Source organism: Cohnella sp. GCM10012308, from assembly GCF_042649185.1.
Classification (GTDB): Bacteria; Bacillota; Bacilli; order Paenibacillales; family Paenibacillaceae; genus Cohnella.
Window position 1 is genome coordinate 20,236 of the sequence record NZ_JBHRYU010000001.1, and the last position, 22,186, is coordinate 42,421.

General features: G+C 60.2%; 19 protein-coding genes. 4 read left to right on the forward strand and 15 right to left on the reverse strand.

The genetic code is table 11. The annotated features are described in order from the left end of the window. Positions 1-23 precede the first annotated feature (23 nt). The 3 genes from ACFOTD_RS00100 to ACFOTD_RS00110 are packed head-to-tail and all read right to left on the reverse strand — an operon-like array spanning position 24 to position 5,172. The gene (locus tag ACFOTD_RS00100) at positions 24-1,934 is read right to left on the reverse strand and encodes an ABC transporter ATP-binding protein (RefSeq protein ID WP_378114667.1); all 1,911 of its coding nucleotides are present in this window, start codon (positions 1,932-1,934) and stop codon (positions 24-26) included. Then, a complete protein-coding gene (locus ACFOTD_RS00105; RefSeq protein WP_378114668.1) occupies positions 1,918-3,717 on the reverse strand; it encodes an ABC transporter ATP-binding protein in 1,800 nt (599 codons plus the stop codon). Before ACFOTD_RS00105 ends, ACFOTD_RS00100 begins: the two co-directional genes overlap by 17 nt. Positions 3,718-3,738: 21 nt before the next feature. Then, positions 3,739-5,172, reverse strand: a complete 1,434-nt coding sequence (locus tag ACFOTD_RS00110) for an aldehyde dehydrogenase family protein (RefSeq protein WP_378114669.1) — start codon at positions 5,170-5,172, stop codon at positions 3,739-3,741. Between the two features lie 202 nt (positions 5,173-5,374). Between ACFOTD_RS00110 and ACFOTD_RS00115 the strand changes: the two genes are divergently transcribed. Further along, entirely contained in the window at positions 5,375-5,830 is a 456-nt protein-coding gene (locus ACFOTD_RS00115; protein ID WP_378114670.1) for a Dps family protein, read from the forward strand. 297 nt (positions 5,831-6,127) lie between these two features. On the opposite strand, the gene ACFOTD_RS00120 is transcribed toward ACFOTD_RS00115, so the two are convergent. The 3 genes from ACFOTD_RS00120 to ACFOTD_RS00130 form a co-directional block, all read right to left on the reverse strand. Then, positions 6,128-8,179 (reverse strand): acyltransferase family protein, encoded by a 2,052-nt coding sequence (locus ACFOTD_RS00120; RefSeq protein WP_378114671.1) that lies wholly within the window; start codon positions 8,177-8,179, stop codon positions 6,128-6,130. A gap of 410 nt (positions 8,180-8,589) precedes the next feature. Beyond that, the gene (locus ACFOTD_RS00125) at positions 8,590-9,480 is read right to left on the reverse strand and encodes a radical SAM/SPASM domain-containing protein (protein ID WP_378114672.1); all 891 of its coding nucleotides are present in this window, start codon (positions 9,478-9,480) and stop codon (positions 8,590-8,592) included. 29 nt (positions 9,481-9,509) lie between these two features. Further along, entirely contained in the window at positions 9,510-10,103 is a 594-nt protein-coding gene (locus ACFOTD_RS00130) for a TVP38/TMEM64 family protein (RefSeq protein WP_378115666.1), read from the reverse strand. 307 nt (positions 10,104-10,410) lie between these two features. On the opposite strand from ACFOTD_RS00130, the gene ACFOTD_RS00135 reads away from it, so the two are divergent. Continuing rightward, complete coding sequence (locus tag ACFOTD_RS00135) at positions 10,411-11,115, forward strand: PsbP-related protein (protein ID WP_378114673.1); 705 nt, start codon at positions 10,411-10,413, stop codon at positions 11,113-11,115. A 62-nt stretch (positions 11,116-11,177) separates the two neighbouring features. Here the strand turns inward: ACFOTD_RS00135 and ACFOTD_RS00140 are convergent, their stop codons facing one another. After that, entirely contained in the window at positions 11,178-11,450 is a 273-nt protein-coding gene (locus ACFOTD_RS00140; protein ID WP_378114674.1) for a DUF3886 domain-containing protein, read from the reverse strand. A gap of 125 nt (positions 11,451-11,575) precedes the next feature. Here ACFOTD_RS00140 and ACFOTD_RS00145 point away from each other — a divergent pair, with 125 nt between their 5' ends. Then, positions 11,576-12,223: a metal-dependent hydrolase gene (locus ACFOTD_RS00145; RefSeq protein WP_378114675.1), complete on the forward strand. Its 648-nt coding sequence runs from the start codon at positions 11,576-11,578 to the stop codon at positions 12,221-12,223. A 23-nt stretch (positions 12,224-12,246) separates the two neighbouring features. Here the strand turns inward: ACFOTD_RS00145 and ACFOTD_RS00150 are convergent, their stop codons facing one another. From ACFOTD_RS00150 to ACFOTD_RS00160, 3 genes are read right to left on the reverse strand one after another with little or no spacing between them, the layout of a single operon-like run. After that, entirely contained in the window at positions 12,247-14,202 is a 1,956-nt protein-coding gene (locus ACFOTD_RS00150) for an LTA synthase family protein (RefSeq protein WP_378114676.1), read from the reverse strand. A 16-nt stretch (positions 14,203-14,218) separates the two neighbouring features. After that, a complete protein-coding gene (locus ACFOTD_RS00155; protein WP_378114677.1) occupies positions 14,219-15,274 on the reverse strand; it encodes a M42 family metallopeptidase in 1,056 nt (351 codons plus the stop codon). Then, positions 15,271-15,813, reverse strand: a complete 543-nt coding sequence (locus ACFOTD_RS00160) for a GNAT family N-acetyltransferase (RefSeq protein WP_378114678.1) — start codon at positions 15,811-15,813, stop codon at positions 15,271-15,273. Before ACFOTD_RS00160 ends, ACFOTD_RS00155 begins: the two co-directional genes overlap by 4 nt. Positions 15,814-16,033: 220 nt before the next feature. Here ACFOTD_RS00160 and ACFOTD_RS00165 point away from each other — a divergent pair, with 220 nt between their 5' ends. Then, positions 16,034-17,047, forward strand: coding sequence for an LLM class flavin-dependent oxidoreductase (locus tag ACFOTD_RS00165; protein WP_378114679.1), 1,014 nt, complete (start codon positions 16,034-16,036; stop codon positions 17,045-17,047). 162 nt (positions 17,048-17,209) lie between these two features. Here the strand turns inward: ACFOTD_RS00165 and ACFOTD_RS00170 are convergent, their stop codons facing one another. The 5 genes from ACFOTD_RS00170 to ACFOTD_RS00190 all read right to left on the reverse strand — a co-directional run bounded on the left by ACFOTD_RS00170 (position 17,210) and on the right by ACFOTD_RS00190 (position 22,098). After that, a complete protein-coding gene (locus ACFOTD_RS00170; RefSeq protein WP_378114680.1) occupies positions 17,210-18,142 on the reverse strand; it encodes a manganese-dependent inorganic pyrophosphatase in 933 nt (310 codons plus the stop codon). Positions 18,143-18,225: 83 nt separating this feature from the next. Continuing rightward, on the reverse strand, positions 18,226-18,900 hold the full coding sequence (locus ACFOTD_RS00175; protein ID WP_378114681.1) for a DUF421 domain-containing protein: 675 nt from the start codon (positions 18,898-18,900) through the stop codon (positions 18,226-18,228). A gap of 105 nt (positions 18,901-19,005) precedes the next feature. Beyond that, on the reverse strand, positions 19,006-20,652 hold the full coding sequence (locus ACFOTD_RS00180) for a family 10 glycosylhydrolase (protein WP_378115668.1): 1,647 nt from the start codon (positions 20,650-20,652) through the stop codon (positions 19,006-19,008). A gap of 175 nt (positions 20,653-20,827) precedes the next feature. Further along, complete coding sequence (locus ACFOTD_RS00185) at positions 20,828-21,382, reverse strand: TraR/DksA C4-type zinc finger protein (protein ID WP_378114682.1); 555 nt, start codon at positions 21,380-21,382, stop codon at positions 20,828-20,830. Then, positions 21,379-22,098: a type 1 glutamine amidotransferase domain-containing protein gene (locus ACFOTD_RS00190; RefSeq protein WP_378114683.1), complete on the reverse strand. Its 720-nt coding sequence runs from the start codon at positions 22,096-22,098 to the stop codon at positions 21,379-21,381. The genes ACFOTD_RS00185 and ACFOTD_RS00190 overlap by 4 nt, the downstream gene beginning before the upstream one ends. Positions 22,099-22,186 lie beyond the last annotated feature (88 nt).

Below are 22,186 nucleotides of genomic sequence, written 5' to 3' on the forward strand. Positions count from 1 at the left end.
TATAGGCCGTTCTGACGCCGGAGTCAAGTTCCGGTCGCCGAAGTCCCGCCGGACAACCCCGGCGCGGCGCCTGCGCCGAATTGGCTTTCGAACATGCGGAAGTATGCGCCTTTGCGCGCCAGCAGCGCCTCGTGCGTTCCCCGTTCGGCGATGCCGCCGTCCGCGATGACGAGAATCTGATCGGCGCCGCGGATCGTATTCAGCCTGTGGGCGATCACGAAGCTGGTTCGCCCCTTCATCACCGTCAGCAGCGCCTCTTGGATCTGGAGCTCCGTCCGGGTGTCCACGCTGCTCGTCGCCTCGTCCAGGATCAGGATCGACGGACGCGCCAGCATTACGCGGGCGATCGCCAAGAGCTGCTTCTGCCCCTGGCTCAGGCTGCCGCCGTTCTCGGCCAGCTGCGTGTCGTAGCGTCTGGGCAAGCGCCTGATGAAGGCATCGGCGCCGACGAGCCGGGCCGCTTCGGTCATCTCCTCGTCGCTCGCGCCGGGATTGCCGTATTTGATATTGTCGCGGATCGTCCCCGAGAACAGGTACGTATCCTGCAGCACGACGCCGAAGGCGCTGCGCAGGCTGCTTCGCGTATAGTCGCGGATGTCCCGTCCGCCGATGCGGATCTTGCCTTCGGTAACGTCGTAGAACCTGTTGAGCAGCTGCACGATCGTCGTCTTGCCGGCGCCCGTCGGGCCGACGAGTGCGACGCAGGTGCCGGCCTCCGCCTCGAAACTTACGCCGTTCAGAATCGGACGCGCCGTGTCGTAGCCGAACGATACGTCCTCGAAAACGACGTTCAGCGCCCCGGGCTCCAGCTCGGCGGCGCCCGGACGATCCGGCGTCTCCTCCGCCTCGTCCAGTACCTCGAATACGCGTTCCGCGCCAGCCACGCCGGACTGAAGCACGTTGTAAACGTTCGCGATGTCGTTAAGCGGTCTTGCGAACTGCCGCGAATAACTTAAAAAGCTGGCGATGATACCGACCGAAATATGACCTTTGACGGCGAGCACGCTGCCTACGACGGCAACCGTCGCGAAGCCGATGTTGTTGATCACGCTTAGCAGCGGCATGAGCAGTCCCGACCAGATCTGCGCCCGGATGCCGATCTCGCTCAAGCTGCGATTGACCTCATCGAATTCGGCAACGGACCGGCGTTCTCTTCCGAACGCCTTGACGAGCGACAGGCCCGTGACGCTCTCTTCGATCTGGCCGTTCAGCCTGCCGAGATAAGCCTGCTGTTCCTTGAACAGTCTGCCCGTCCTTCGGGTTACGACGCGCGCCAGCAGGTACACGAGCGGCACGGTCACGAGACCGGCCAGCGTGAGCAGCGGGCTCAGCACGAGCATCATGACCAGCGATCCGACGATCGCTACGGCCCCTCCCATCAGCTGCACGACCGTCTGGGACAGGCTCGTGCTCACGTTATCGATGTCGTTGGACAGCCGGCTCATGATCTCGCCGTGCCTGCGCTTGTCGAAGTACGACAGCGGCAGCCCGTGCAGCTTGGCGAACAGGCCGCTACGAAGCCGGCTTACGGCCCGTTGGGAGACGCCGGCCATGAGCCAGCTTTGAACGAAGGTGAGCGAGGCGTCCATCGCGTACGCCGCCGCCATTAACGCGAGCAGCACATGAAGGGCGCCGAAATCGACGGTGCCGGGGCCGTGCATCGCGTCGATGGCGCGGCCGATCAAATAGGGGCCGAGGAGCGCCGCACCCGCGCTCGCGAGCGTGAACAGAAAGACGATCGCAAGCAGTCTTCGCTCCGTCCGGAGATAAGACAGCAGGCGTCGCACGGTCGCGCCGAATGCCTTCGGCTTCTGGACGGGACCTCTGCCTCGCGGACCTGCCCCCGTGCCCCCGGCACCGCCCGGACCGCCGGGTCCGCGCACCGGCACGGCTTGCGCCGGCCGTTCGTTCGAGCGATCAGATGCCCGAGGCATGCGGAATCGCCTCCTCTCCGAATTGCGAGCGGCATATATCGCGATAGACGGCGCAGCTATGCAACAGCTCCTCGTGGGTGCCAAGCCCGACCAGCTCGCCGTCGTCGAGCACGGCGATTCGATCGGCATCGATGACCGACGAGATGCGCTGCGCGATCAACAGGCAGGTCGGCTTCGCGTCGCCGTTTTTGAGCGCCGCCTTGACCTTGCTCTCCGTGACGGCATCGAGCGCGCTCGTGCAGTCGTCGAGGATCAGGATCCGGGGATGCCGGATCAATGCGCGCGCGATCGAGAGCCGCTGCTTCTGTCCGCCGGACAGGTTAACGCCCCCCTGGCCAAGCATCGCGTCGTAGCCGTCAGGCAGCGCCATGATGAAGTCGTGCGCGCTGGCTGACCTCGCGGCCGCCTCCAGCTCCGACTGCGTAGCAGACTCGTCGCCCCAACGCAGATTGTCGGCGACCGTCCCCGTGAACAGGACGGTTCGCTGCGGCACGACGGCTACCATCTCGCGGAGCTGCGATACGTCCAGCAGCCGGTGATCGACGCCCCCGATGCGCACGACGCCTTCCGATTGGTCGTAAAGCCTAGGAACCAGCTGCACGAGCGTACTCTTGCCGGCGCCGGTCGATCCGACGATCGCAAGCGTCTCTCCGGGTTCGCAGGCAAGCGTCACGCCGCGCAGCGCCCGCTCGCCGTCCATCCCCTCATACGAGAATCCGACGTCTTCAAAAGAAACGCCGATCGGCCCGGAAGCCATAGTTGAGGCGGTAGGCATTCGTTGGCTTGCGGCGTCGATATGCGCTGCGGCGGGAGCGTCGTCGCGCCGGGGAGCGGACTCTCCTTCCGGAAGCGCCAGCACCTCCGCGATGCGTCCCGAGGAAGCTCGCGCCCGGATGAACATATTGAATACCCATGAGATCGTCATCAGCGAGAACAGAATCTGCGTCATATAGTTGACGAAAGCAATGATGTTCCCGACCTGCATCCCGCCATCGTCCACCCGGATGCCGCCGAGCCAGACGATGGCGACGACGCTCAGGTTCACGACGAGCGCGATCGCGGGGCCGAAGCCGGACATCGCGCGCAGCGTCGTCGTCGAACGCGTCTGATATTCGCCGTTGATCGTCTCGAATTTTTGCGACTCGTAGTCAGAACGGTTAAATGCCTTGACCGACCGTACGCCCGACAAGTATTCGCGCATCGCGCCGTTCAACCGGTCGAGCGCCGCCTGAACTTTGAGAAACAGCGGGAATCCGACGCGCATGTTTAAAATAATAAGCAAAACGACGAGCGGCACGACGACGACGAGCACGAGCGACAGCTGCGGATTAAGCCGAACGGCCATAAAAAGTCCCCCGATGCACAAAAGCGGCGCCTTTGCGAAAATCCGCATCATGCCGTTGGCAAAGTTCTGCACCTGGGTGATATCGTTCGTCAGCCTGGTCACGAGCGATGCCCGGTCAAAGCGGTCCGCGTCGCGGAGGGACAAATACTGCACGCGACGGAACAGATCGCCGCGCAGATCCGCCCCGAACCGCTGGGACACCCGGCTCGAGACGACGTTGCGTCCGAGCGCGGAGAGCGCGCCTGCGGCCGTAATCGCCAGCATCCAGCCGCCGTACTGGCCCACGACATGCAATTCGCGCGTCAGCACGCCCCGGTCGATCATATGAGACATGAGCGTCGGAAGCAGAAGATCGCATACGCCTTCGAGCGCGACGAGCGCGAGCGACAGCGAAAAAAGCAGGCCGTATTTCGACATGTATCTACGCAAATAGCGCAACTCGCTTGCCTCCCCGCCCTTCTAGTTGCCGGCCGAGCGCCAAATGATAAGCTTCAGCTCGGTCAGTTCCTCGACCGCGTAACGGACGCCCTCGCGGCCCAATCCGCTCTGTTTGACGCCGCCGTACGGCATATGATCGAGCCTGAAAGTCGGAATGTCGTTGACGAGAACCGTGCCGGCGACGAGACTGTCCGTCGCATGCATAGCCGTATCGATCCGGTTCGTATAGATGCCGACCTGCAGCCCGAAGTCCGAATCGTTAGCGCGGCTCACCGCCTCCGCGATCGATTCGACCTTGTTCACCATGACTACGGGCGCGAAGGCTTCGCGTCTCGACAGCACGGCATCGTCCGGCACGTCCGTCAGAACCGCCGGGGGCAGCATAGCCCCTTCCGGCGCGCCGCCGGCCAGAAGCATGGCGCCGCGGCTAACGGCGTCGTCGATCCAGTCCGCCGCGCGCTTCGCCTCCCGGGGCGCGATCATCGCCGAGAGATCCGTCATCGGATCGAGCGGATCTCCGACCACGAGCTTCGATACCGCGTCCGCAATACGGGAGGCCAGCTCGTCAGCAATAGAAGCCAACGCGTAAATCCGCTGCAAGGATATGCATACCTGCCCTTGATAACCGAATGCGCCTTCGACGCAGCGTCGGGCGACGGCATCGAGATCCGCGTCGTCGTCGACGATGACGGCGCTGTTCGAGCCGAGCTCGAGCGTCACGCGCTTAAGGCCGGCTTGCGCGCGGATGGATTCGCCCACGGCAGCGCTGCCCGTGAACGACACGGCGCCGACGCGGGGGTCGGCCACGATCTGCTCGCCGACGCGCTTGCCGTCGCCCGTCACGACGTTCAGCGCCCCGCCGGGAAGTCCCGCTTCATGGAGCAGCTGCGCGACAAAAAAAGCCGACAGCGGGGTCTGCGGCGCAGGCTTCAGCACGACCGCATTGCCTGCGGCCAAAGCGGGTCCGACCTTGTGGGCGACCAGGTTCATCGGAAAGTTAAAAGGCGTAATCGCGCCGACGACGCCGATCGGCTCGCGTCTCGTGTAGGCGACCCGTCCTTCGCCTCCCGGCGCTGCGTCCATCGGAACCGTCTCGCCATGGAGCCGCTTGGCCTCCTCGGCCGCGAACTTGTAGGTCGCCGCCGTGCGGTCAATCTCCGCGTAAGCGGCTTTCAGCGGCTTGGCCGCTTCCAGCGCGACGATGCGCGCCGCTTCTTCCCTGCGTTCGGTCAACAGATCCGACAGCCGCTCCAATATCGCCGACCGACGATAGCCAGGCATCGCCCGCATCGTCCTGGCGGCATCGGCCGCGGACGCGATCGCCAGGTCTACATCCTCGGGAGCCGCATCGGCGATCTCCGCCAGCTCCTCGCCGCCGTAAGGAGCGGTTAATTTGACGTACGACTTGGTCTCGTACCCGGCGCCGCCGATCCACAGATGCTTGCGTACGCTCATCTTGCATCGCTCCTTCATAAAAAGTATGTTAAACAACCATACTTCCAAGAATAGCACTTGCTGCGATGCGGTTCAAAAGTATAAAGCGGATGACCGGCGCGAAGCCATCTTCATCTGATCTTCATGCTTACTTTTGGAGGATGTGTTAAGATTGTTTCAGTACTTAGATTAAGTCTAAATATAATATTTGGAGGGATTCCGAATGACCGCAACCAAACAAATCGAACAACTGAGCGTCGTATTGAATCGTCAAGTTGCCAACTGGACCGTGCTGTACATGAAGCTCCACCATTTCCATTGGTACGTGAAAGGGAGCGAGTTCTTTACCCTTCATGCAAAATTCGAGGAGTTGTACACGGAAGCGGCAGATCGCCTGGATGCGATTGCCGAACGCCTGCTCGCCATAGGCGGCAGACCCGTATCTACGCTAAAGGAAAGTCTCTCGCTCGCGACCGTCGACGAAGCGGCGGGCGGCGAATCCGCCTCGCAGATGGTCGGCGCGGTCATCGCGGACTATGCCAAGCTCGCTAGCGAGCTCGCCGCCGGCATCGAGTCGGCGCAAGCAGCCGGCGACGAAGCGACGGCCGACCTGTTCATCGGTCTTACGGCCGAGCTGCAGAAGACGATCTGGATGCTGAACGCATTTTTGGGCAAATAATCGCGCAAAACGGGACAAAGCAGTAAGCAATTCTGCTTTGTCCCGTTTCTGTTTTTTCGTGAAAGGCTGCTCATGGGAGCAGTTTGCCTCTGGCGATACCGCGATCATGCCAAGTGCTGCTGTTCGACGCCTCTTTGCTTCGGTCGGCGAGGTATTCCAACCTTATAGTGCCCGCTCCATCTTTGCAGGCTACAAACCGAAGCGCAAACGGCAAACGGGATGAAGCAGGAACTTCCGCTTTCATCCCGTTTGCTTTGCTTGCTTTCCCGTATGCCTGATATGTCGGTCGCTTGACAACTATTGCTTGCTTCCGAGCAGGTCCGCAACCAATTTGGCATACGCCTGCGCACCGGTTTTCCCCAGATGCACGCCGTCCTTGCCGAAATATTCGTCGTGCTCCGCGCTCGCGTCGTACCAGTCGCCGATCGACACGTTCGGATAATCCGATGCGATATCGTTCAGCATGTCATTGACGGTATCCTGCCATTTGCGCGGGACGCGGGTATTCATCAAAATTACTTCGTCCTCGCCGGCCAGCGCGTCCAGCAGCTTCGTCAGCTGCTTTTTCGTAAACGAGCCGTTCGTGCCCAGCTCTACGACGATCCGGCTGCCAAGCAGCCCTTGGCTCTTGAGCGCGGCGATTCTGTCGGGCGCCTCGCGCATCTGCCGGCCGACCTCGCCGTCGACGACGATGCCGGGCAGCAGCTGCTCCAGATATGGCTTCACGTTCAGCATGACCGAATCGCCGATCACGGTAATGCCTTCCCCGCTGCGCGGTTTATCCGTGTCCTTGGTTCCGGAGCTCGCCCCGGTGCCTGGCGACTGCTGCGGGGCGGGCGAGTCGGACGGCCTTGGCGTCGGCGAAGGCGAGTGTGCGGGCTTCGCGGGCGGCTTGCCGTCCGCCGAAGGCTTAGGTGTAGGCGTCGGCTTCGCCGTCGGTCCTGCCGTCCCGGCGTGACCTTGCGCGGGACGCACGTCGGCGTCCCCTTTTCCTACGCCGCCCACGGCAGCTCCGGCGCCGCCGGCATGGTTGCCGGTGCCTGCGACGATGCCGGCATCGTCGATAACGCCCGCGGATCCGTTCGTTGCGGCGGCTGTGCCGCCTTGACTAAGCGGCTGCGCGCCGCCCGTGCAGGATACACACAGCAGGATCAGCGCCGCGACCGACAAGCAGGCGGCCTGACGGCTCGGCGCGGACGGACGTCCAGGGCGCAAGCCGATCGAAAAGCTTGCCGCGACGGCGAGCATGCCGTCTTTGACGGCGGCAAGACCGCGTCGGCGTATCGGGTTCTCGACGTAGCGGTACGATAGCGCCGCGAGGACAACGCTGACGGCAAGCTGAAGCGCGATGCGCAGCGGCTCCGGTCCGTCGGTATTGACCTGCTTCTCCGACAGGGCGATGACCGGGTAATGCCACAGGTAGATGCCATAAGAGCGCTTCCCGATCCAGCGCATCGGCGCGCAGCCCAGCCAGACGCCGAGGCGGCTGTCGGGGTGCGCGACCACGGCGACGAGCGCCGCGGCGCAGAGCGACAGCAGAACCAAGCCGCCCCGGTATAGAAAAGGATCGTATTCGCTCGTATATCGCATCATGAGCAAAACAGCTGCAAGCGCCACAACGCCGAAGGCGTCGAGGCCGGCGCGAGAACGCCGCGACAATCCCGCGGACAGCATGCCGCTCGGCCAGACGAGCGCGAGCGCGGCGCCGAGCAGAAGTCCGAACGCGCGCGTATCGGTGCCGTAATAAATCCGGCTCGGATCTTCGCCCGGCACATAGAGCACGGCCATCAGTACGGCCGATACAGCCGCGGCCGCAAGGACCGCCAGCGCCGTCTTGCCCCGGCGACCGAGCAGCATGGCCGCCGCAGGCAGCAGAAGCGGCCAGAGCAGGTAAAATTGCTCTTCGACGGCAAGCGACCATAGATGCCCGAACGGCGAAGGCGGCCCGAAGCTCTCGAAGTAAGAGACGTGATGAAAGATTAAGTACCAGTTGCTTGTATAAGTGACGGCCGACCACACGTCGCCTGCCAGCGACGGCAGCCGGTCACGGTCGAATAACAGTAAATATAACAATACGGCGGCCATGACAAGCAGCATGGCGGGCAGCAATCTCCTGGCGCGGCGCAGCCAGAACCCCTTCAGGTCAAGTCGACCCTCCCGGTGCAGCTCGGAGGCGATCTGATCCGTTATGAGGTAACCGGACAACACAAAGAACACGCCTACGCCCAATAGGCCTCCCGAGGCCCAGTCGAAGTCCAAATGATAGGCGATGACCGCAATGACAGCGATCGCTCTGAGCCCATCCAGACCCGGCATGTAGCGGGATGGTGCGGATTTAGTTGTATGCATGCTTAGCGGACTCCTTTGGCAGCTCTTGACACTTGCTTTTAAAAGCCTCGATTCAAATTCCATTCATTACTCATGGTCGTACGCGAAAGCCCCGTTACCGGGGATATTGCCGTTGCCGGTGCGATAGATGCCCGGGCGATGCCTGATCATGCGGCGTTCTAGCGGTCACTTGCGTGTCAAGGACTAGCGCTGCGTTCGGTCTAACATCCGACTATGCGATTGCTCCGGCATCCCTCCCCTTGTCCCGTGAATCGGACAATTTTCTTTCGTTTTTGACATTCAAACATTAGACGGCGAAAACCGCTCCAATGTTCAATTAAAAAAAGATTTTTTTAATGTTTTTTGTATACCAAAAAGCCTCTCTCCCCAACTTTACAGGGATAGAGGCTTGCCTCGCAATATGCGTTTGCTTAAGCTTGGCTCTGGAGTCCGAAGCGCTGCCGGTAGCCGCATTTTCTGCACAGCTCCTCGACGACTTCGCGCCGGGAAAATCCGTCGTACATACGCTGGGCACGCTCGCCCTCTATAATATCCGAGAACGGACGCTCGTGAATGTTGCCCAGATTAATGACGCCTTCGCCATCGAGGCAGCAAGGAATGACCGTGCCGTCGGACAGGACGCCCGCCTGGTTGCGCAGACCGTGGCAGAAGCCTCTGCCCTCGTCCTCCCGCTCGGCAAGATCCGGCCATTTGAACTCATGGTCCTGGTTCAAATAGATGCGGTCGGCCAGCTTCAGGCCCTTGCCCCGCTCCCAGCTCTCTTCGATCGGACGCGCCAGGCCGAACTCCCTTTCAAGCAGCGCGAGAATGTCCCGGTTGCGGCTGCGCGCCGCGTTCTCGGCGTTGTCCAGCTCCAGGTTCCATAGCCGCAGCGAGATCGTGACGCCTCCGCTCCGTACGGCTTCCTTCGCGAACGCGAGAATGCCGAGCACGTACTTTTCCTTGTGCGGCTCCTCCATATGCGGCCCCTCGCTGTGGAGGGAAAAATTGATTTGCCTGAGCGCCGGCTTCCCGAGGAGCTTGGGGCCGGCCTTGTGCAGCAGCGTGCCGTTGGTCGTCAGATTCACCTTAAATCCTTTTTCGTGGCTCAAATCCATTAGCTGATCCAGCTTCGGATGGAGCATCGGCTCGCCTTTTACATGCAAATAAATATGGTCCGTGTACGGTTTGACCTGGTCCAGCGTGTGAGCGAAGTCTTCGATCCGGATAAACTTCGCTTTACGCTCGGTCGGCGGACAGAACGAGCATGCCAGATTGCACACGCTCGTAATTTCGATATAAAACTTTTTGAATCTTTTCAAACGAATGTCTCTCCTTCTGCCCGTCCGGGTTAGACGCCTCTGGCTCGCCTGCGCTCGCGCATGAGCTGCGCCGCAAAAATGCCGGCCAGCGCCACGCAGAACAATAAATAGGAACCGATTAACAGCCCGATATCGGTCTCCGGAAATAAAATCGACGAGCTGATGATGCCGAACAGCCAAATATGGGACATCACGCCGACCAGAGACGATACGATGTACGACCTGTGGGAGATGTTGGACAACGACGCCATAAAGGAGATGACGTTGTTCGGCATGATCGGCAGCGTGCGCAGGAAGATGATCGACCATACGCCGTATTTCATGAAATAACCTTGCCACTTTTCGTAGCGGCCGGCTTTCGCCTTCATTTTGCGTTCGAACCAATCTGCGAAGAAGTACTTGCATGCGTAATAGACGATCAGCGATGCGACGATTCCCACGAGCCAGCTCGTGATCAGTCCGTTAACCAGACCCAAGGCGGAGATCTGCAGGAAGATCAGCGTTGAAAATGGAAAAATGCCGAAAAACCCTTGGATGACCGCCAGAGGCACGGTAAGGAGCAGCACATAGAATCCCTGGAGATTGGTCGACTCCAGCAGCCAATCTATGGCCTGGTTGATCATGTCGCTCAAACCCCGCTCCCCCTTTTACGCTCTCTTGTTCTTGCTTCCGTACCGCCGTTTTTGCGCACAGGATTTAATTGTACCTTACCACGATGTCAGGTATACAAGCAAAAGATTATACGCTGGGCGGGACAGATGCATGCATCGACCGCATGTTGCGCAAGCATGCAAAAATAATTTTTACGCTAAAAATTTCCTTAAAACCGTCTTTTTTGCGTTTTCGAATCGACAAAGCGGTGTACATTCAACAAGATACGATTTTTATCTGCTTTGAACATTCGATCTAAAAAAGGGAGAGAGAGAAATCATGAAAATCAAGGCGCATCAAACGAATTCTTACTTAAAATGGACCGCCCCGCTAGGTCTGGCGCTGATCCTTGCCGCCTGCGGAAATAGCGGAGACAACAACGATACGGCGGCGGCCGGGAGCCCGGCCGTCACGGCCACGGCCAGCGCAAGCGTCCCGGCCAGCCCTAGCGCAAGCGCGGCAGCGAGTCCGAGCGCAAGTACCGGTCCCGCCTCCGAAGCGGCCTCTCACCCCGCCGGCGAACTTAAATCGGGCTTTCAGCTGTACGAAAATGCCGACGACGGCTACAGCATTCAATATCCCAAGGACTGGACCGTTCAGACCGATATCCAAGGCGTGAGCGCGGCATTTTTATCGCCCGCCGACGGCGACTCGGATCTCTTTAAAGAAAACGTAACGCTGGTCGTCCAGGATCTCGGCGGCGCCGCTACGGGATCAATCGATCAATACGCGGACGAGACGCAAAAAGCGCTTGAAAAAATGATCACGAACTTTAAGCTCGTCAGCTCGGAAAAATCCGAAGAAAACCATTCCTTTTTCCTTGAATATACCGGCCAGCAGGGCCAGTACGATCTGCATTGGCAGCAAGCCGCGATCATCGGTGGCGACAAAGCGTATATCGTCACCTATACCGCCGAGCCCGGCAGCGTAGAAAAGTATCAGGACACGGTCGGAGAAATGATCGACACGCTCTCCTACGAATAAGATGCGGAAGGGACCGATCGCCCCGCTCGGGGCGGCATCGGTCCCTTTTTTTGTATGGTACGTTACTTGAACGATTTCCAATCGAGCCGGCTGTTGTCCAGCAAATGTCCGAAGTCGCCGGCAAGCCGCTTTTCCTCGGCCCGCTTCGCCTCTTCCTCCGCCGCCCGCTTTTCCTCAGCCCGCTTCCGTACCTCTTCCTTGATCGAATCCGCATGCGCCTTCAGCTTTTGCAGCGTCTCGGCGCTCAGCAGCTCCTTCAGCGTCGAACCCGACGCCGCCGTTTCTTCTTGTCTGGCTGCAGGCCGACGCGGCGCGCCCGCTTTTTTCTTTGCCATCGCGATCACCTCTGTTTCTATTATAACGAAGTTGTGGAAACTTCGTCCTCCAGTTATAATGGACAAACAAATGTTCGCATGACGATTCATGCGATGTGCAATCCAGTCCGACGGAGGTTCTCATCATGAAAGGTACGACTCATCTGGCCATCGGCCTCGTCGTCGGCGTCGCCGCGGCTTGTTATTATCCGCCGGGGCCCGTTCAATCCGCCGCCTATGTAGCGGCGGCAGCTTTTTCGGCGCTTGCGCCCGATCTGGACGGGACGAACATGCTGAGCGCCAAGCTCGGCGGACTCTCCAGGGCGATCCACCGCGGCGCGCTCGGAGGCGGCGTGGTCGCAGCTGCGGCCGCGCTCTATTTGTATGCGACCGGACAAGCCGTGCCGGCTATGCTTGGCTGGATCGGGATCCCGCTTATGCTCGTGCTCATGTCCGTCTCCTCGGGCACGATCCGCAACGGACTCGTCTCCTTGATCGGCATCGGTCTCGCCGTCGCGGGCTCGCGAAGCGGGGAGACGTGGCTGATCGGCCTCGGCGCATACACGGCCTGGGCGCCTTGGCTCAAGCACCGCGGCATGACCCACACCGTATGGGCGCTCGGCATCTGGTACTGGCTCGGACGGGAGCTCGAGACCGAGCGGGACATTCCCGGCATCGCGGTCGTCGCGACGGCCGGCTATGCGTCTCACCTGATCGCGGATACGCTGACCTCGCTTGGCGTCAAATGGCTGTACCCGCTTTACCGCAAGTCGATCAAGCTGCCCTTTTTTTAATCCGTATCTTGCTGGACGTTCGATCATCGCTTCGGCAGCAGGCGGACATATCGGTCCGACAGTCCCATCAGCTTCATGATATAGTCGTAGTCCCCGCGATACGGCGACAGGTCCTTCACCTGCTCCATCGTGTCCAGCGACACCGCCGTACCGTCCTCGAAGCCCGTCCCGGGCACATACAACACCTGGTCGTTGAAGAACGAACCGGTCGGTAAATAATAGCGGCTGCCGACGACGTTCCGGTCGATATTGAGCAGGTCCTGACCGAAGGCGACGATGCCGGCGTCGCTCGGCTTTTTCCCCAGCAGGTTGGCGATCGTGGTCATCATGTCGAGCTGGCCGCCGACCTGCTCCACCCGCTTGCCGCTCGACTGGCCGGGCGCGTGCACGATAAACGGAATATTCAGGCGGGAGACGCGCGAATCGTACTTGATGCCGAGCATCCGGCTCACCCAAGCCGGGTCGTTGTCGTCCGGCTGGAGACCGTAATGGTCCCCGTAGACGGCGAGCGTCGTACGGTCCCACAGTCCTTCCTTTTTTAGCCCCTCTATCAATTGGCCGATCGCATAATCCGTATAATTCGCCGCGATCAAATAATCGCCGAGCTGCGTTCCTTCAAGCTCAGCCGGCACCTGCAGCCTTTGGCGGTCCTTCGGCACCTTGAACGGAAAGTGACTGGACGCGGTCACGAATTGCGCATAGAACGGCGTTCCCGCCGCGCTAGTCTTCGCCAGCTCCTCCAGCCCGAAGCGGTACAGCTCTTCGTCGGAGGCGCCAAAGTCGTTAAAATGGTCGTTTTCATAATAAGGCTTGTCAAAATATTGATCGAAATGAAGCGCCGGATACAGCCGGTTGCGATCCCAGAACTTGACGTCGTTGACGTGGAACGTATACGCCTTGTAGCCGTCCTCCTGAAGCAGCCTCGGAAGGCTCGGCAGCGCTCTGTCGCCGTAGCCCGTGGACATCGCGATCTTCGCGGTCGGATAGATCGAAGTGTTCGCCATAAACTCGGCGTCCGACGTATTTCCCTGCCCGATCTGCTGGTAAACGCGCGGAAAATAATACGATTCGTCCGCCAGCTGGTTGAGGACCGGCGTTATCTCCCGCCCGCCGACCTTCAGATGAAGCGGAAAGTTCTGGAACGCCTCGAGCTGCAGCACGATCAGGTTGCTCCCGGCCGCTTCGCCGAAGTGCGCCGGCGCCGCCCCAGGGCTTGCGCTCTTGCGATAAGGAAACGACGCTTGCAGCGCTTCGATCTCGCCGACGGTCTGCGCGAGATCGGCCGCGGATGCCTGACGGGATTCGCGGTCCGCCTTGATGGCGGCGATCACCTGGTAGCTCAGGAAGCCTTCGCGGTCTGCTGCCGCCAGCTCGTTGTCGATGCCAAGCCCCTGGCGCACGTCGCCTGCTGCGATGCCTGCGCAAGCGACGAACGCGATCGCGGCCATCCATCTGACAGAAGAGGCGGAAACGACGGAAGCATCGCGCACGGCAGCGGGTCTCCGTTTTTTCATTCGCCATTGAATCAAGCCGGCAGCGGCCATAACGGGCAAATCGGCGAAAAACAAATCATAGAGCGGGTCCATCGTCGACTGCACGCTGGCCTGAACTTGCGCCACCTGATGGAGCTCCAGCAGCGCCGTATACGTCGGCATTGAGCCAAAGTGGGCGAAATAAAGCGTCGCTGCAAACAAAATCGTCGAGACGAGCGCGTCGAGCAGCCAGCATGCGACGAAGCGGCCGCGACGCGGCAGGATCATAGCCAGAAGACTCGTCAGCACGGCAACCGCGGCTGCGTCGGCGCCGAGATGGCTCCAGGCGATCTCGCCGAACGTAAAGTAACGGAGCATCGCCATCTTGATCCAGAGCAAAGCGGTCAAGACGAGGAAAACCGCCGGCACCCGAAGCGGCCTGCGCGCCATAACCCTTCCGCGGGGCTGTCCGGCGGAAGGGGATAACGGGCCCGTTCGGGATTCCAAGCTGCCGCCCTCGCGGTTACCGTTCATCCGTGACATATGCGATCAATAGCGCAGCCGTACCCAAAATTGCGTCCGCATGCGTGCGCTCCATACCGTGCGAGGCATGCACGCCTGGACCGATGAGCGCGGCGCGGATATTGCTGCCCCCTCTGAGCGCGGCCGTGGCATCCGAGCCGTAATGCGGGTAAATGTCGACCGCATGCGCAATGCCCTCCCGCTTCGCAAGCGCGATGAGACGCGACGTCATCCCGTAGTCGTAGGGACCCGAGGAATCCTTGGCGCAGATCGAAACGTCCCGCTCCGTCGCGGACAGGTCGTCGCCGAGCGCGCCCATGTCGACCGCAATCAGCTCCTCGATATCGGCGGGAATCCAGGCCGCGCCGTGGCCAACTTCCTCGTAGGTCGAGAAAACGAGCTTAAGCGTCCTGACCGGCGCTTGTCCCGTGCGCTTCAGCCATACGAGCAGCCCGAACAACGCGGCGACGCTCGCCTTGTCGTCGAGGTGCCGCGACTTGATCCAGCCGTTCGCGAAGATCCGGGTTCGCGGATCCCAAGATATAAAGTCGCCCGGAGAAATGCCCAGCGCGAGCGTATCGTCTTTGCCCCGAACGTCTTCGTCCAATCGGATCTCCATATTTTCTTCTTCGCGCTTCCATTCTCTCGCGTCCGAGTACACGTGAACCGACGGCTTCGTAGACAGCACCGTGCCTTCGTACTTGCGGCCGTCGCGGGCATGAACGGTACAATATTCGCCTTCGACCGTCTGCATCGCATAGCCGCCGATCGGCGTGAAGCGCAGCGTGCCCGATGCCTTGACGGCGCGAACCATCGCGCCAAGGGTGTCGACGTGGGCGGACAAGCCGATCGCGGGTCCGGCTTCGCGCCCCGGCACGGTGACGATCACATTTCCTTTGGGCGTCGTCTCGCTGGCATAGCCGAGTCTTGCGGCTTCCTCGCGCAGCATCGCGGCGATCTCCATGCAATAACCGCTCGGACTCGGACAACCGAGCAGACGTGCCAGCCACGCCAATATATAATCCCGGTCGAGCGACCGGTTCGCGGATTCCGTCATCTGAATGACCTCCTGTGAAACTCGCTGATATGTCGAAAAAGCGATTGGCCGTCCGGCGCCGCAAAACGATCCGGCTCGAAGTAGAGGACCATCGCGCGGTAGGGCTCGGGTACCCAAATGTATTGATGAACGTAATCCGTCCGCGCGAACCCGCATTTCTCCCAAAATCGGATGCGGGCTTTATTTTCCGCCGTGTCCTCGGCTTCCGCCTCGATCAATAGGCCGTCAAGCGCTCGTTCTCTAGCCCAATCGGCGATCAGCGACACGAATGCCGTGCCGGTGCCCTGTCCCCGATTGGTCTCGCGAACCGCCAAATAATCGATTAGCAGCAGCTTCGGCCCCGGCAGGATGCCGCATATGGCCATCGCTTTCATCTCGCCGTCATCGATGCCGGCGGCCAGCATGCTGATCCGCTTTTCGAACATGCGGTCCAAAATCGCGTCGGGCTTGCGTCCCTCGGCGGGAAAAGCCTCGCGGTAAAGCGCAAGCGCCTCGTGCCAGCTGTTGTCGTCAGGCTTTTCCTGCAGTGTCAGCTTCATAATAGGCACCTCCCGCGCTTCCGTTTTTTATCCCATCGTTTTTTATTCCATAATATTAGTTCACCGAATTTGAAAAGTCCAACCGCAGCGGCTCGCGCAGCTTCCTTTTTAAGTCAATGGCAATGCGCGCTGGCATTTTGTCGTTAAATGTGCGATTATGAATCACAGATAAACGTCGCTTGAAAAATTGCTCAAATTCGAATGCCGAGGTGAGGGCTTCATGAAATTAAGCATATTGGATCAATCCCAGATCGCAGAAGGACGCAACGCGTCCGATGCGCTTCGCGAAACGACCGAGCTGGCCAAGGAGGCGGACCGGCTCGGCTACCACCGGTATTGGGTAGCGGAGCATCATGCCTCCCACGCGCTCGCATCCTCCAGCCCCGAAGTGCTGATCGCTCATCTGGCTGCGAACACGCAGCGCATCAAGGTCGGTTCCGGCGGCGTCATGCTGTCCCATTATAGCGCGTACAAGGTCGCCGAGAACTTTCGGGTGCTCGAGGCGCTTCATCCGGGCCGCATCGACGTCGGCCTCGGGCGCGCGCCCGGCGGCATGCCGATCTCGACCCGCGCGCTGCAAGAAGGCAAAGTGTCTCATATCGACAACTATCCGCAGCAAGTGGCCGATCTGATCGGCTATTTGAACGACGCGCTGCCTGAAAAGCACAGATTCAAGGGACTGACGGCTTCGCCCACCATCCCGACGACGCCGGAGCTCTGGCTGCTCGGCTCGAGCTTCGGCAGCGCCGCGATCGCCGCGGAGATCGGAGCCGCCTACGGCTATGCCCAGTTTTTCGGCGTGCCCGAGAGCGAAGTGTCGGTCCAGCATTACAAGGATCGCTTCAAGCCGTCCGCGCTGAACGACGTTCCGAAGCTGCTCGCTGCCGTTTACGTCATTTGCGCGGATACCGAAGAAGAAGCGCGCCGCCTGGCTTCGAGCACCGAGCTGTTTTTCCTGTCGCTGGAGAGCGGGCGTCTGCTCGACCGCTTCCCTAGCGTCGAGACCGCGGAAGCGTATCCGTACACCGAATACGACCGCATGCGGATCGCATCCGGCGCGCACCGCCGAATCGTCGGCACGCCGGCATCCGTGAAGCGGCAGCTCGAAGAGATGTCCGAGCGCCTTGGCATCGACGAGCTGATGATCGTCACCGTGACGCATAACTTCGAGGCGCGGCTGCGCTCGTACCGCCTTATCGCCGATGCTTTCGGCTTGACTGAAGGCAGCGTTTAACCGGCTAGGCCGGTCCGCCGACCGGCCTTCCTGTCTGCTTGCCTTCCCGCCTGGCAGCCTCCCCTAACTTCCCCCTTGAATAAAGGACGCAAAGAAGCCGCCTCGCAAGGCGGCTTCTTCTGCTGGTACGCGATATGCGTTATACAATCGCGTCCGTTCCGATTACTGCTTGTTGAACGTGTCCGTCAGCACCGGCACGATCTGCGACTTGCGGGAGACGACGCCCTTGAGGGTCGCTTTGTTGCCGTCAAGCTTGACGCCGTATGCCTGCTCGACGACGGCCGCGGACTTGCCCAGCGCGACGCCCACCGAGTCGTTGTTCAGGATGTCCGTCACGACGAACAGGAACAAGTCAAGACCCTTGGCGGCAATAATGCCGTTCAGCTTGTCCTCGAGCTCGCCTTGGCGGGCCAGCACGTCGTTCACGTCGACGGCATTCACTTGCGCGATCTCGACCTTGGCTGCGCCCATCGAAAATTCCTTCGCGTCGAGGGAAACGAGCTCGTCGATCGACTTGTCGAGCAGGTTCGCGCCCGACTTCAGCATGTCGAGGCCATAAGTGTCGGCGTCGACGCCGGCGATCTCGGCCAGCTCGCGAGCGGCATCGATGTCTTCCTGCGTGCAGGTCGGCGACTTGAATAGCAAAGAGTCGGAGATGATGGCGGACAGCATCAGGCCGGCGACGTTCTTTTCGATCTCGACGCCGTTTTCCTTATACAGCTTCTTGAGGATCGTAGCCGTGCAGCCAACCGGCTCGGCACGGTAATACAGCGGCGCGCTCGTCTCGAAGTTCGCGATCCGGTGGTGGTCGATGACTTCGATAACTTGCACTTGATCGATATCGGAAGCGCTTTGCTGGCGTTCGTTGTGGTCGACGAGAATGACTTGCTTCGCTTCGGAAGCGACGGCTTCGACCAGACGAGGCGCGGCCGCGCCGAACGTGTCGAGCGCGAATTGGGTCTCGGCGCTGACGTTGCCCAGGCGGACGGCTTCGGCTTCGACGCCGAGCTTGTTCTTAAGCGCCGCGTAAGCGATCGCCGAGCAGATCGTATCCGTATCGGGATTTTTGTGTCCAAAGATCAATACTTTTCCCATCTTCATACTCCTCATTATTAGAATTGGCTCCAAAATTATAACGCACATGAAGCGAGCCAAGCAAGTCGGCCTGCCGATTTCTGTCAGGATTTGAACTGTACGTGCAGTCCCTCCCCTTCGCTCCACTCGGCGTACAACACCTTTTTGACGTCGTCGATCCCCTGCTCCAGCAGTTCGCCGACAAGCCAGCCGCCGTCTTTGCCAAGGTCGCGCAAGCCGGCGGCGTCGATCCGCCCGTTAACGACAAGCGCGACGGGAAGCACGACCTCCGCGGTCGGAGGCTGCAGGTCCTCGCGCGCTCCTTCCTCGACGTCGGACTTCAGCATGACGCTAAGACTCCCGTTCGTCTCCAGTACCGCGTATTCCACCTGGCTGATCGCGAACACCCCGTTCTGTCTAAGCATCGCATGCAGCTGCTCGAAATCCAGATTGTTGCGCCTCATCGCGGCAAAAATGATCTTCCGGTTATGTATGATCAGCTCGGGCCTGCCGCTCGCAAAACGGCCAAGCCGCGGAAACACGATGCTGAGCTTCTCGAGGCCGATCGACAGGCAAGTCCAGAGCGCGAGCGCGTACAGCAAATGGACCAGCTTCACGTCTTTGTCGTAGATCGTATTCCCGACCAGCTCGCTCAGCATGAGCGAGGATACAAAGTCGAAGGCGGTCAGCTGCGAGATTTCTTTTTTGCCGAGCAGACGCGTCATGACCCAAAGGCCGAAAATCGCGATGATTAGCTTGAAGGTTATCATCTCAATCATGGACAACGACTCCTCCCGCCCGAATGTCCCTTTTTACCCGCGATGTTCAGCTCCTTAAACCATGAAAAATCTCCCGCGCACGAAGCGCGGGAGATTCGCAGAGGGTTATGAGCTCGTGGATGAGTCGTAATAATTTTGGAGCGCCTGCACGATGCCGAGCGTATTTTTGAGCAGCGACGACGCGCTGTAATAAATATCGCCCTGCACCATCGGATGCGCGGCATTGTATTTAAGCTGATTAACGATCTCGCCCGACGACTGCCATCCGGCCTCCGCGGTGCCCAGCTTATAGGTCGCATGGCCGATATACAGCTTCACGCTCGATCCAGCGACTTCGCCGGACCACCAATCGACCAGCTTGTCGTACCGCGCCGCGGCGTAAGACATGCTCCAGTATACCTGCGGGGCGACGTAATCGATCCAGCCCTGCCTGATCCATGTCCGCACGTCCGCATACATGCTGTCGTACGCCGTTACGCCCGCCTTCGTGTCGGAGCCGGTCGGGTCTTTGGCCATGTTCCGCCAGACGCCGAAGGGACTGATGCCGAACGATACGCTCGGCTTGGCCGCATGGATCGAGAAGCCGAGATCGCGCACGAACGTATTGATGTTGTCGCGCCGCCAATCCGTCTTGAGCAAGATGCCGGACGGATTGTGCAAGGCGAACGTCGCATCGTCGCTGAACACGCCGCTCGAAGGATAGAAATAATCGTCCAGGTGCACGCCGTCGATATCGTATCCGTTGACGACTTCCATAATCGTATCGATGATGTGCTGCCGGGCCTCCGGAATGCCCGGATTGATGTACGAAGTCGTGCCGGTCGTCACGATCCATTCGGGATGCTGCACCGCCACATGATTGCCGGCAAGCGCGGCCGTCTTCGTATCCGTGTTCGCCCGGAACGGATTAAACCAGGCATGGAATTGCATGCCGCGACGATGGGTCTCCTCAATGAGATACGCCAGCGGATCGTAGCCCGGATCGCGCCCTTGCGTGCCTGTCAGCACCTTCGACCAAGGCACGAGCGTCGAGCGGTAGAGCGCGTCCGAAGCGGGACGCACCTGCAAGAAAACGGCATTTAAGCCCATCTTCTGAAATTGGTCCAGCATCGCCGAGAACTCTTGCTTCTGCTTGCTTTCATTGCTATACGCGGCAGTCGACGGCCAATCCAGATTATAGACGGTCGATACCCATGCACCGCGCAGGCCCTGGTCTGTCGAACCGCCGGCGCCTGGATCGCCGCCTCCGCTTTGCCCGCCGTTTTGGCCACCGTTTTCACCGCCGTTTTGCCCTTCATTTTGGCCGCCGTTTTCGCCGCCGCTCAATGCGCTCATGACGACGGATCTGGCTGACGGATCCCAGACGACGTATAGCCCGAGATTTTCGCCGATTAAGCGAAGCGGCACCATAATACGGCCCGCCTTGTTTTGCACGGAAGCATCGAGCGGCACCGCGCTTCCGTTCACGGTCGCCGTCTTCTTCCCGTTCGTCAGAACGATCGTGTCCGCGCCTTTTGCAATCGTCGCGGTCTGCGTCTTCTGCACCCACGTAATCGAAGCGCCCAGGCCTTCGCTCACGGTGCGAATCGGCACCATCGTGGCGCCCAGCTTGGGATCGATATAAGGCGGCACGTCGGCAGGCAGCTTTACGCCATCCAGGTAGACGGTAATGTCGGCATGCTTCGCGGCGGCGCTAGCCTGCGGCACGATCGGCAAGCTCAGCAGCAGCGCGAACAACAGCGGCATCGCCATTTTCCAAATCCGTTTCAATCGTATAGCCTCCAAGCACCCAAGTTGTGATCGATATAAGCTATCGACTCTATGATGTATAGACGACAAAGAGCGCCAATTGTTGCTAAAATAAAAAAACACGGCGGGATGAGAAAGCTCTCATCCGCCGTGTTGGCGCGCGTTCTGCGCATTCCGGTTAACGCTCCTGATTCGTCTCGACGCCGGTCGCCTGCGTATCCGAGGCGTTGCCGTATTCCTCCAGCGTCTTCCAGGCGTCCGCGTCGTCGAAGCGTCCGGCCTGGCGCTGGCGATGCTCGCCTGCGCCGGCAGGCGGCTTCGTCATGACGTCTTCCTCCACCGGCCGATACTCGCCTGGCGCGTTTTCCTCGCTCGGCACGTGCGCGATGCTGTAACGGGCGGCAGGCATCGCTTCGAGCCGCTCGTACCCGATCGGCTCCCCGCTGATCTCGCACAGACCGTAGGTTCCGTCCTCGATCTTGGAGAGCGCGCGCTCGACCTCGTCCCTGCGTTCGAAATAACGCTGGTCAATGGCGGCATCACGCTCCCGCTCGAACGTCTCCGTGCCGAGATCCGCGGGATGATTGTCGTAGGACGACAACTCGCCTGTATCGTCGGTTATCGATGTCACGCCGTCATTCGCCTCCCGCGCAAAGTGAAGGTCGATTTCGGACTTTTCGGCGAGCAGGAGATCCTTGAGCTTGGTTAGCTGCTTTTCGTTTAATCCGTTCATCGGGCCACACCTCCCGGTACGCGGCCTTGACGGTGCTCCAGCGGCTTTTCGGCGACGATCAGATCGGCTACAGCCTTCGCCGCAGCCCTGGAGGAAGCCGGATTTTGTCCTGTCACGAGACCGCCGTCGATCTCGATATGCTCGGCGTTGTCCGGACCCGCGACGAATTTCGCCTCAAGCGCTTTCAGCTTCGTTTCGAGCAGGAAAGGCAGCTTGCTCTGAAGCGGCGTCTTTTCTTCCTCCGAGTTGGTGAACCCGGTCAGTCGCTTGTTTTCTACGAGCGGATTGCTCGTGTCCAGCTTCGCGCCGACCAGTCCGGCGACGCCGTGGCAGACGGCGCCGATCGGCTTGCCGGCCGTAACGAAGTCCGTCAGCAGATTTTGCAAATGGACGTCGTGCGGAAAATCGAACATGGCGCCATGGCCGCCGGCGAGAAAAATCGCCTCGTAATCCTGCGTTTTCGCTTTGCGCAGCGGCATCGTGTCCGACAGCCACTTTTTATATGAATGCTCCGCTTTGTCGCCTGCGTCCTTCATGCTCGCCGGATCGACAAGAGCTTCGCCTCCTTTGGGACTCGCGATCGTCACTTCATAGCCCCGCGCGGCGAATTCCTCGATCGGCTCCGCGACTTCCGACCACCACACGCCGGCGAGCGGTCCGCCGTCCAGCTGTTTGCCGTTCGTCACGACGATCAGCACGCGATTCGTTTGATTCATATTTTATCACTCCCAGGTGGCAGAATGGATAGCTATGCTCCTTTCTTACCCCCTAGGCGTGCTGTGTAATCCTAAATGCGCAGAAGGA

Bases quoted from the DNA above. Each gene is read 5' to 3' on its own strand.
- ACFOTD_RS00100 (WP_378114667.1), bottom strand. From the start codon at position 1,934: ATGCCTCGGGCATCTGATCGCTCGAACGAACGGCCGGCGCAAGCCGTG.
- ACFOTD_RS00110 (WP_378114669.1), bottom strand. From the start codon at position 5,172: ATGAGCGTACGCAAGCATCTGTGGATCGGCGGCGCCGGGTACGAGACC.
- ACFOTD_RS00115 (WP_378114670.1), top strand. From the start codon at position 5,375: ATGACCGCAACCAAACAAATCGAACAACTGAGCGTCGTATTGAATCGT.
- ACFOTD_RS00120 (WP_378114671.1), bottom strand. From the start codon at position 8,179: ATGCATACAACTAAATCCGCACCATCCCGCTACATGCCGGGTCTGGAT.
- ACFOTD_RS00130 (WP_378115666.1), bottom strand. From the start codon at position 10,103: ATGATCAACCAGGCCATAGATTGGCTGCTGGAGTCGACCAATCTCCAG.
- ACFOTD_RS00135 (WP_378114673.1), top strand. From the start codon at position 10,411: ATGAAAATCAAGGCGCATCAAACGAATTCTTACTTAAAATGGACCGCC.
- ACFOTD_RS00140 (WP_378114674.1), bottom strand. From the start codon at position 11,450: ATGGCAAAGAAAAAAGCGGGCGCGCCGCGTCGGCCTGCAGCCAGACAA.
- ACFOTD_RS00145 (WP_378114675.1), top strand. From the start codon at position 11,576: ATGAAAGGTACGACTCATCTGGCCATCGGCCTCGTCGTCGGCGTCGCC.
- ACFOTD_RS00155 (WP_378114677.1), bottom strand. From the start codon at position 15,274: ATGACGGAATCCGCGAACCGGTCGCTCGACCGGGATTATATATTGGCG.
- ACFOTD_RS00160 (WP_378114678.1), bottom strand. From the start codon at position 15,813: ATGAAGCTGACACTGCAGGAAAAGCCTGACGACAACAGCTGGCACGAG.
- ACFOTD_RS00165 (WP_378114679.1), top strand. From the start codon at position 16,034: ATGAAATTAAGCATATTGGATCAATCCCAGATCGCAGAAGGACGCAAC.
- ACFOTD_RS00170 (WP_378114680.1), bottom strand. From the start codon at position 18,142: ATGGGAAAAGTATTGATCTTTGGACACAAAAATCCCGATACGGATACG.
- ACFOTD_RS00175 (WP_378114681.1), bottom strand. From the start codon at position 18,900: ATGATTGAGATGATAACCTTCAAGCTAATCATCGCGATTTTCGGCCTT.
- ACFOTD_RS00180 (WP_378115668.1), bottom strand. From the start codon at position 20,652: ATGGCGATGCCGCTGTTGTTCGCGCTGCTGCTGAGCTTGCCGATCGTG.
- ACFOTD_RS00185 (WP_378114682.1), bottom strand. From the start codon at position 21,382: ATGAACGGATTAAACGAAAAGCAGCTAACCAAGCTCAAGGATCTCCTG.
- ACFOTD_RS00190 (WP_378114683.1), bottom strand. From the start codon at position 22,098: ATGAATCAAACGAATCGCGTGCTGATCGTCGTGACGAACGGCAAACAG.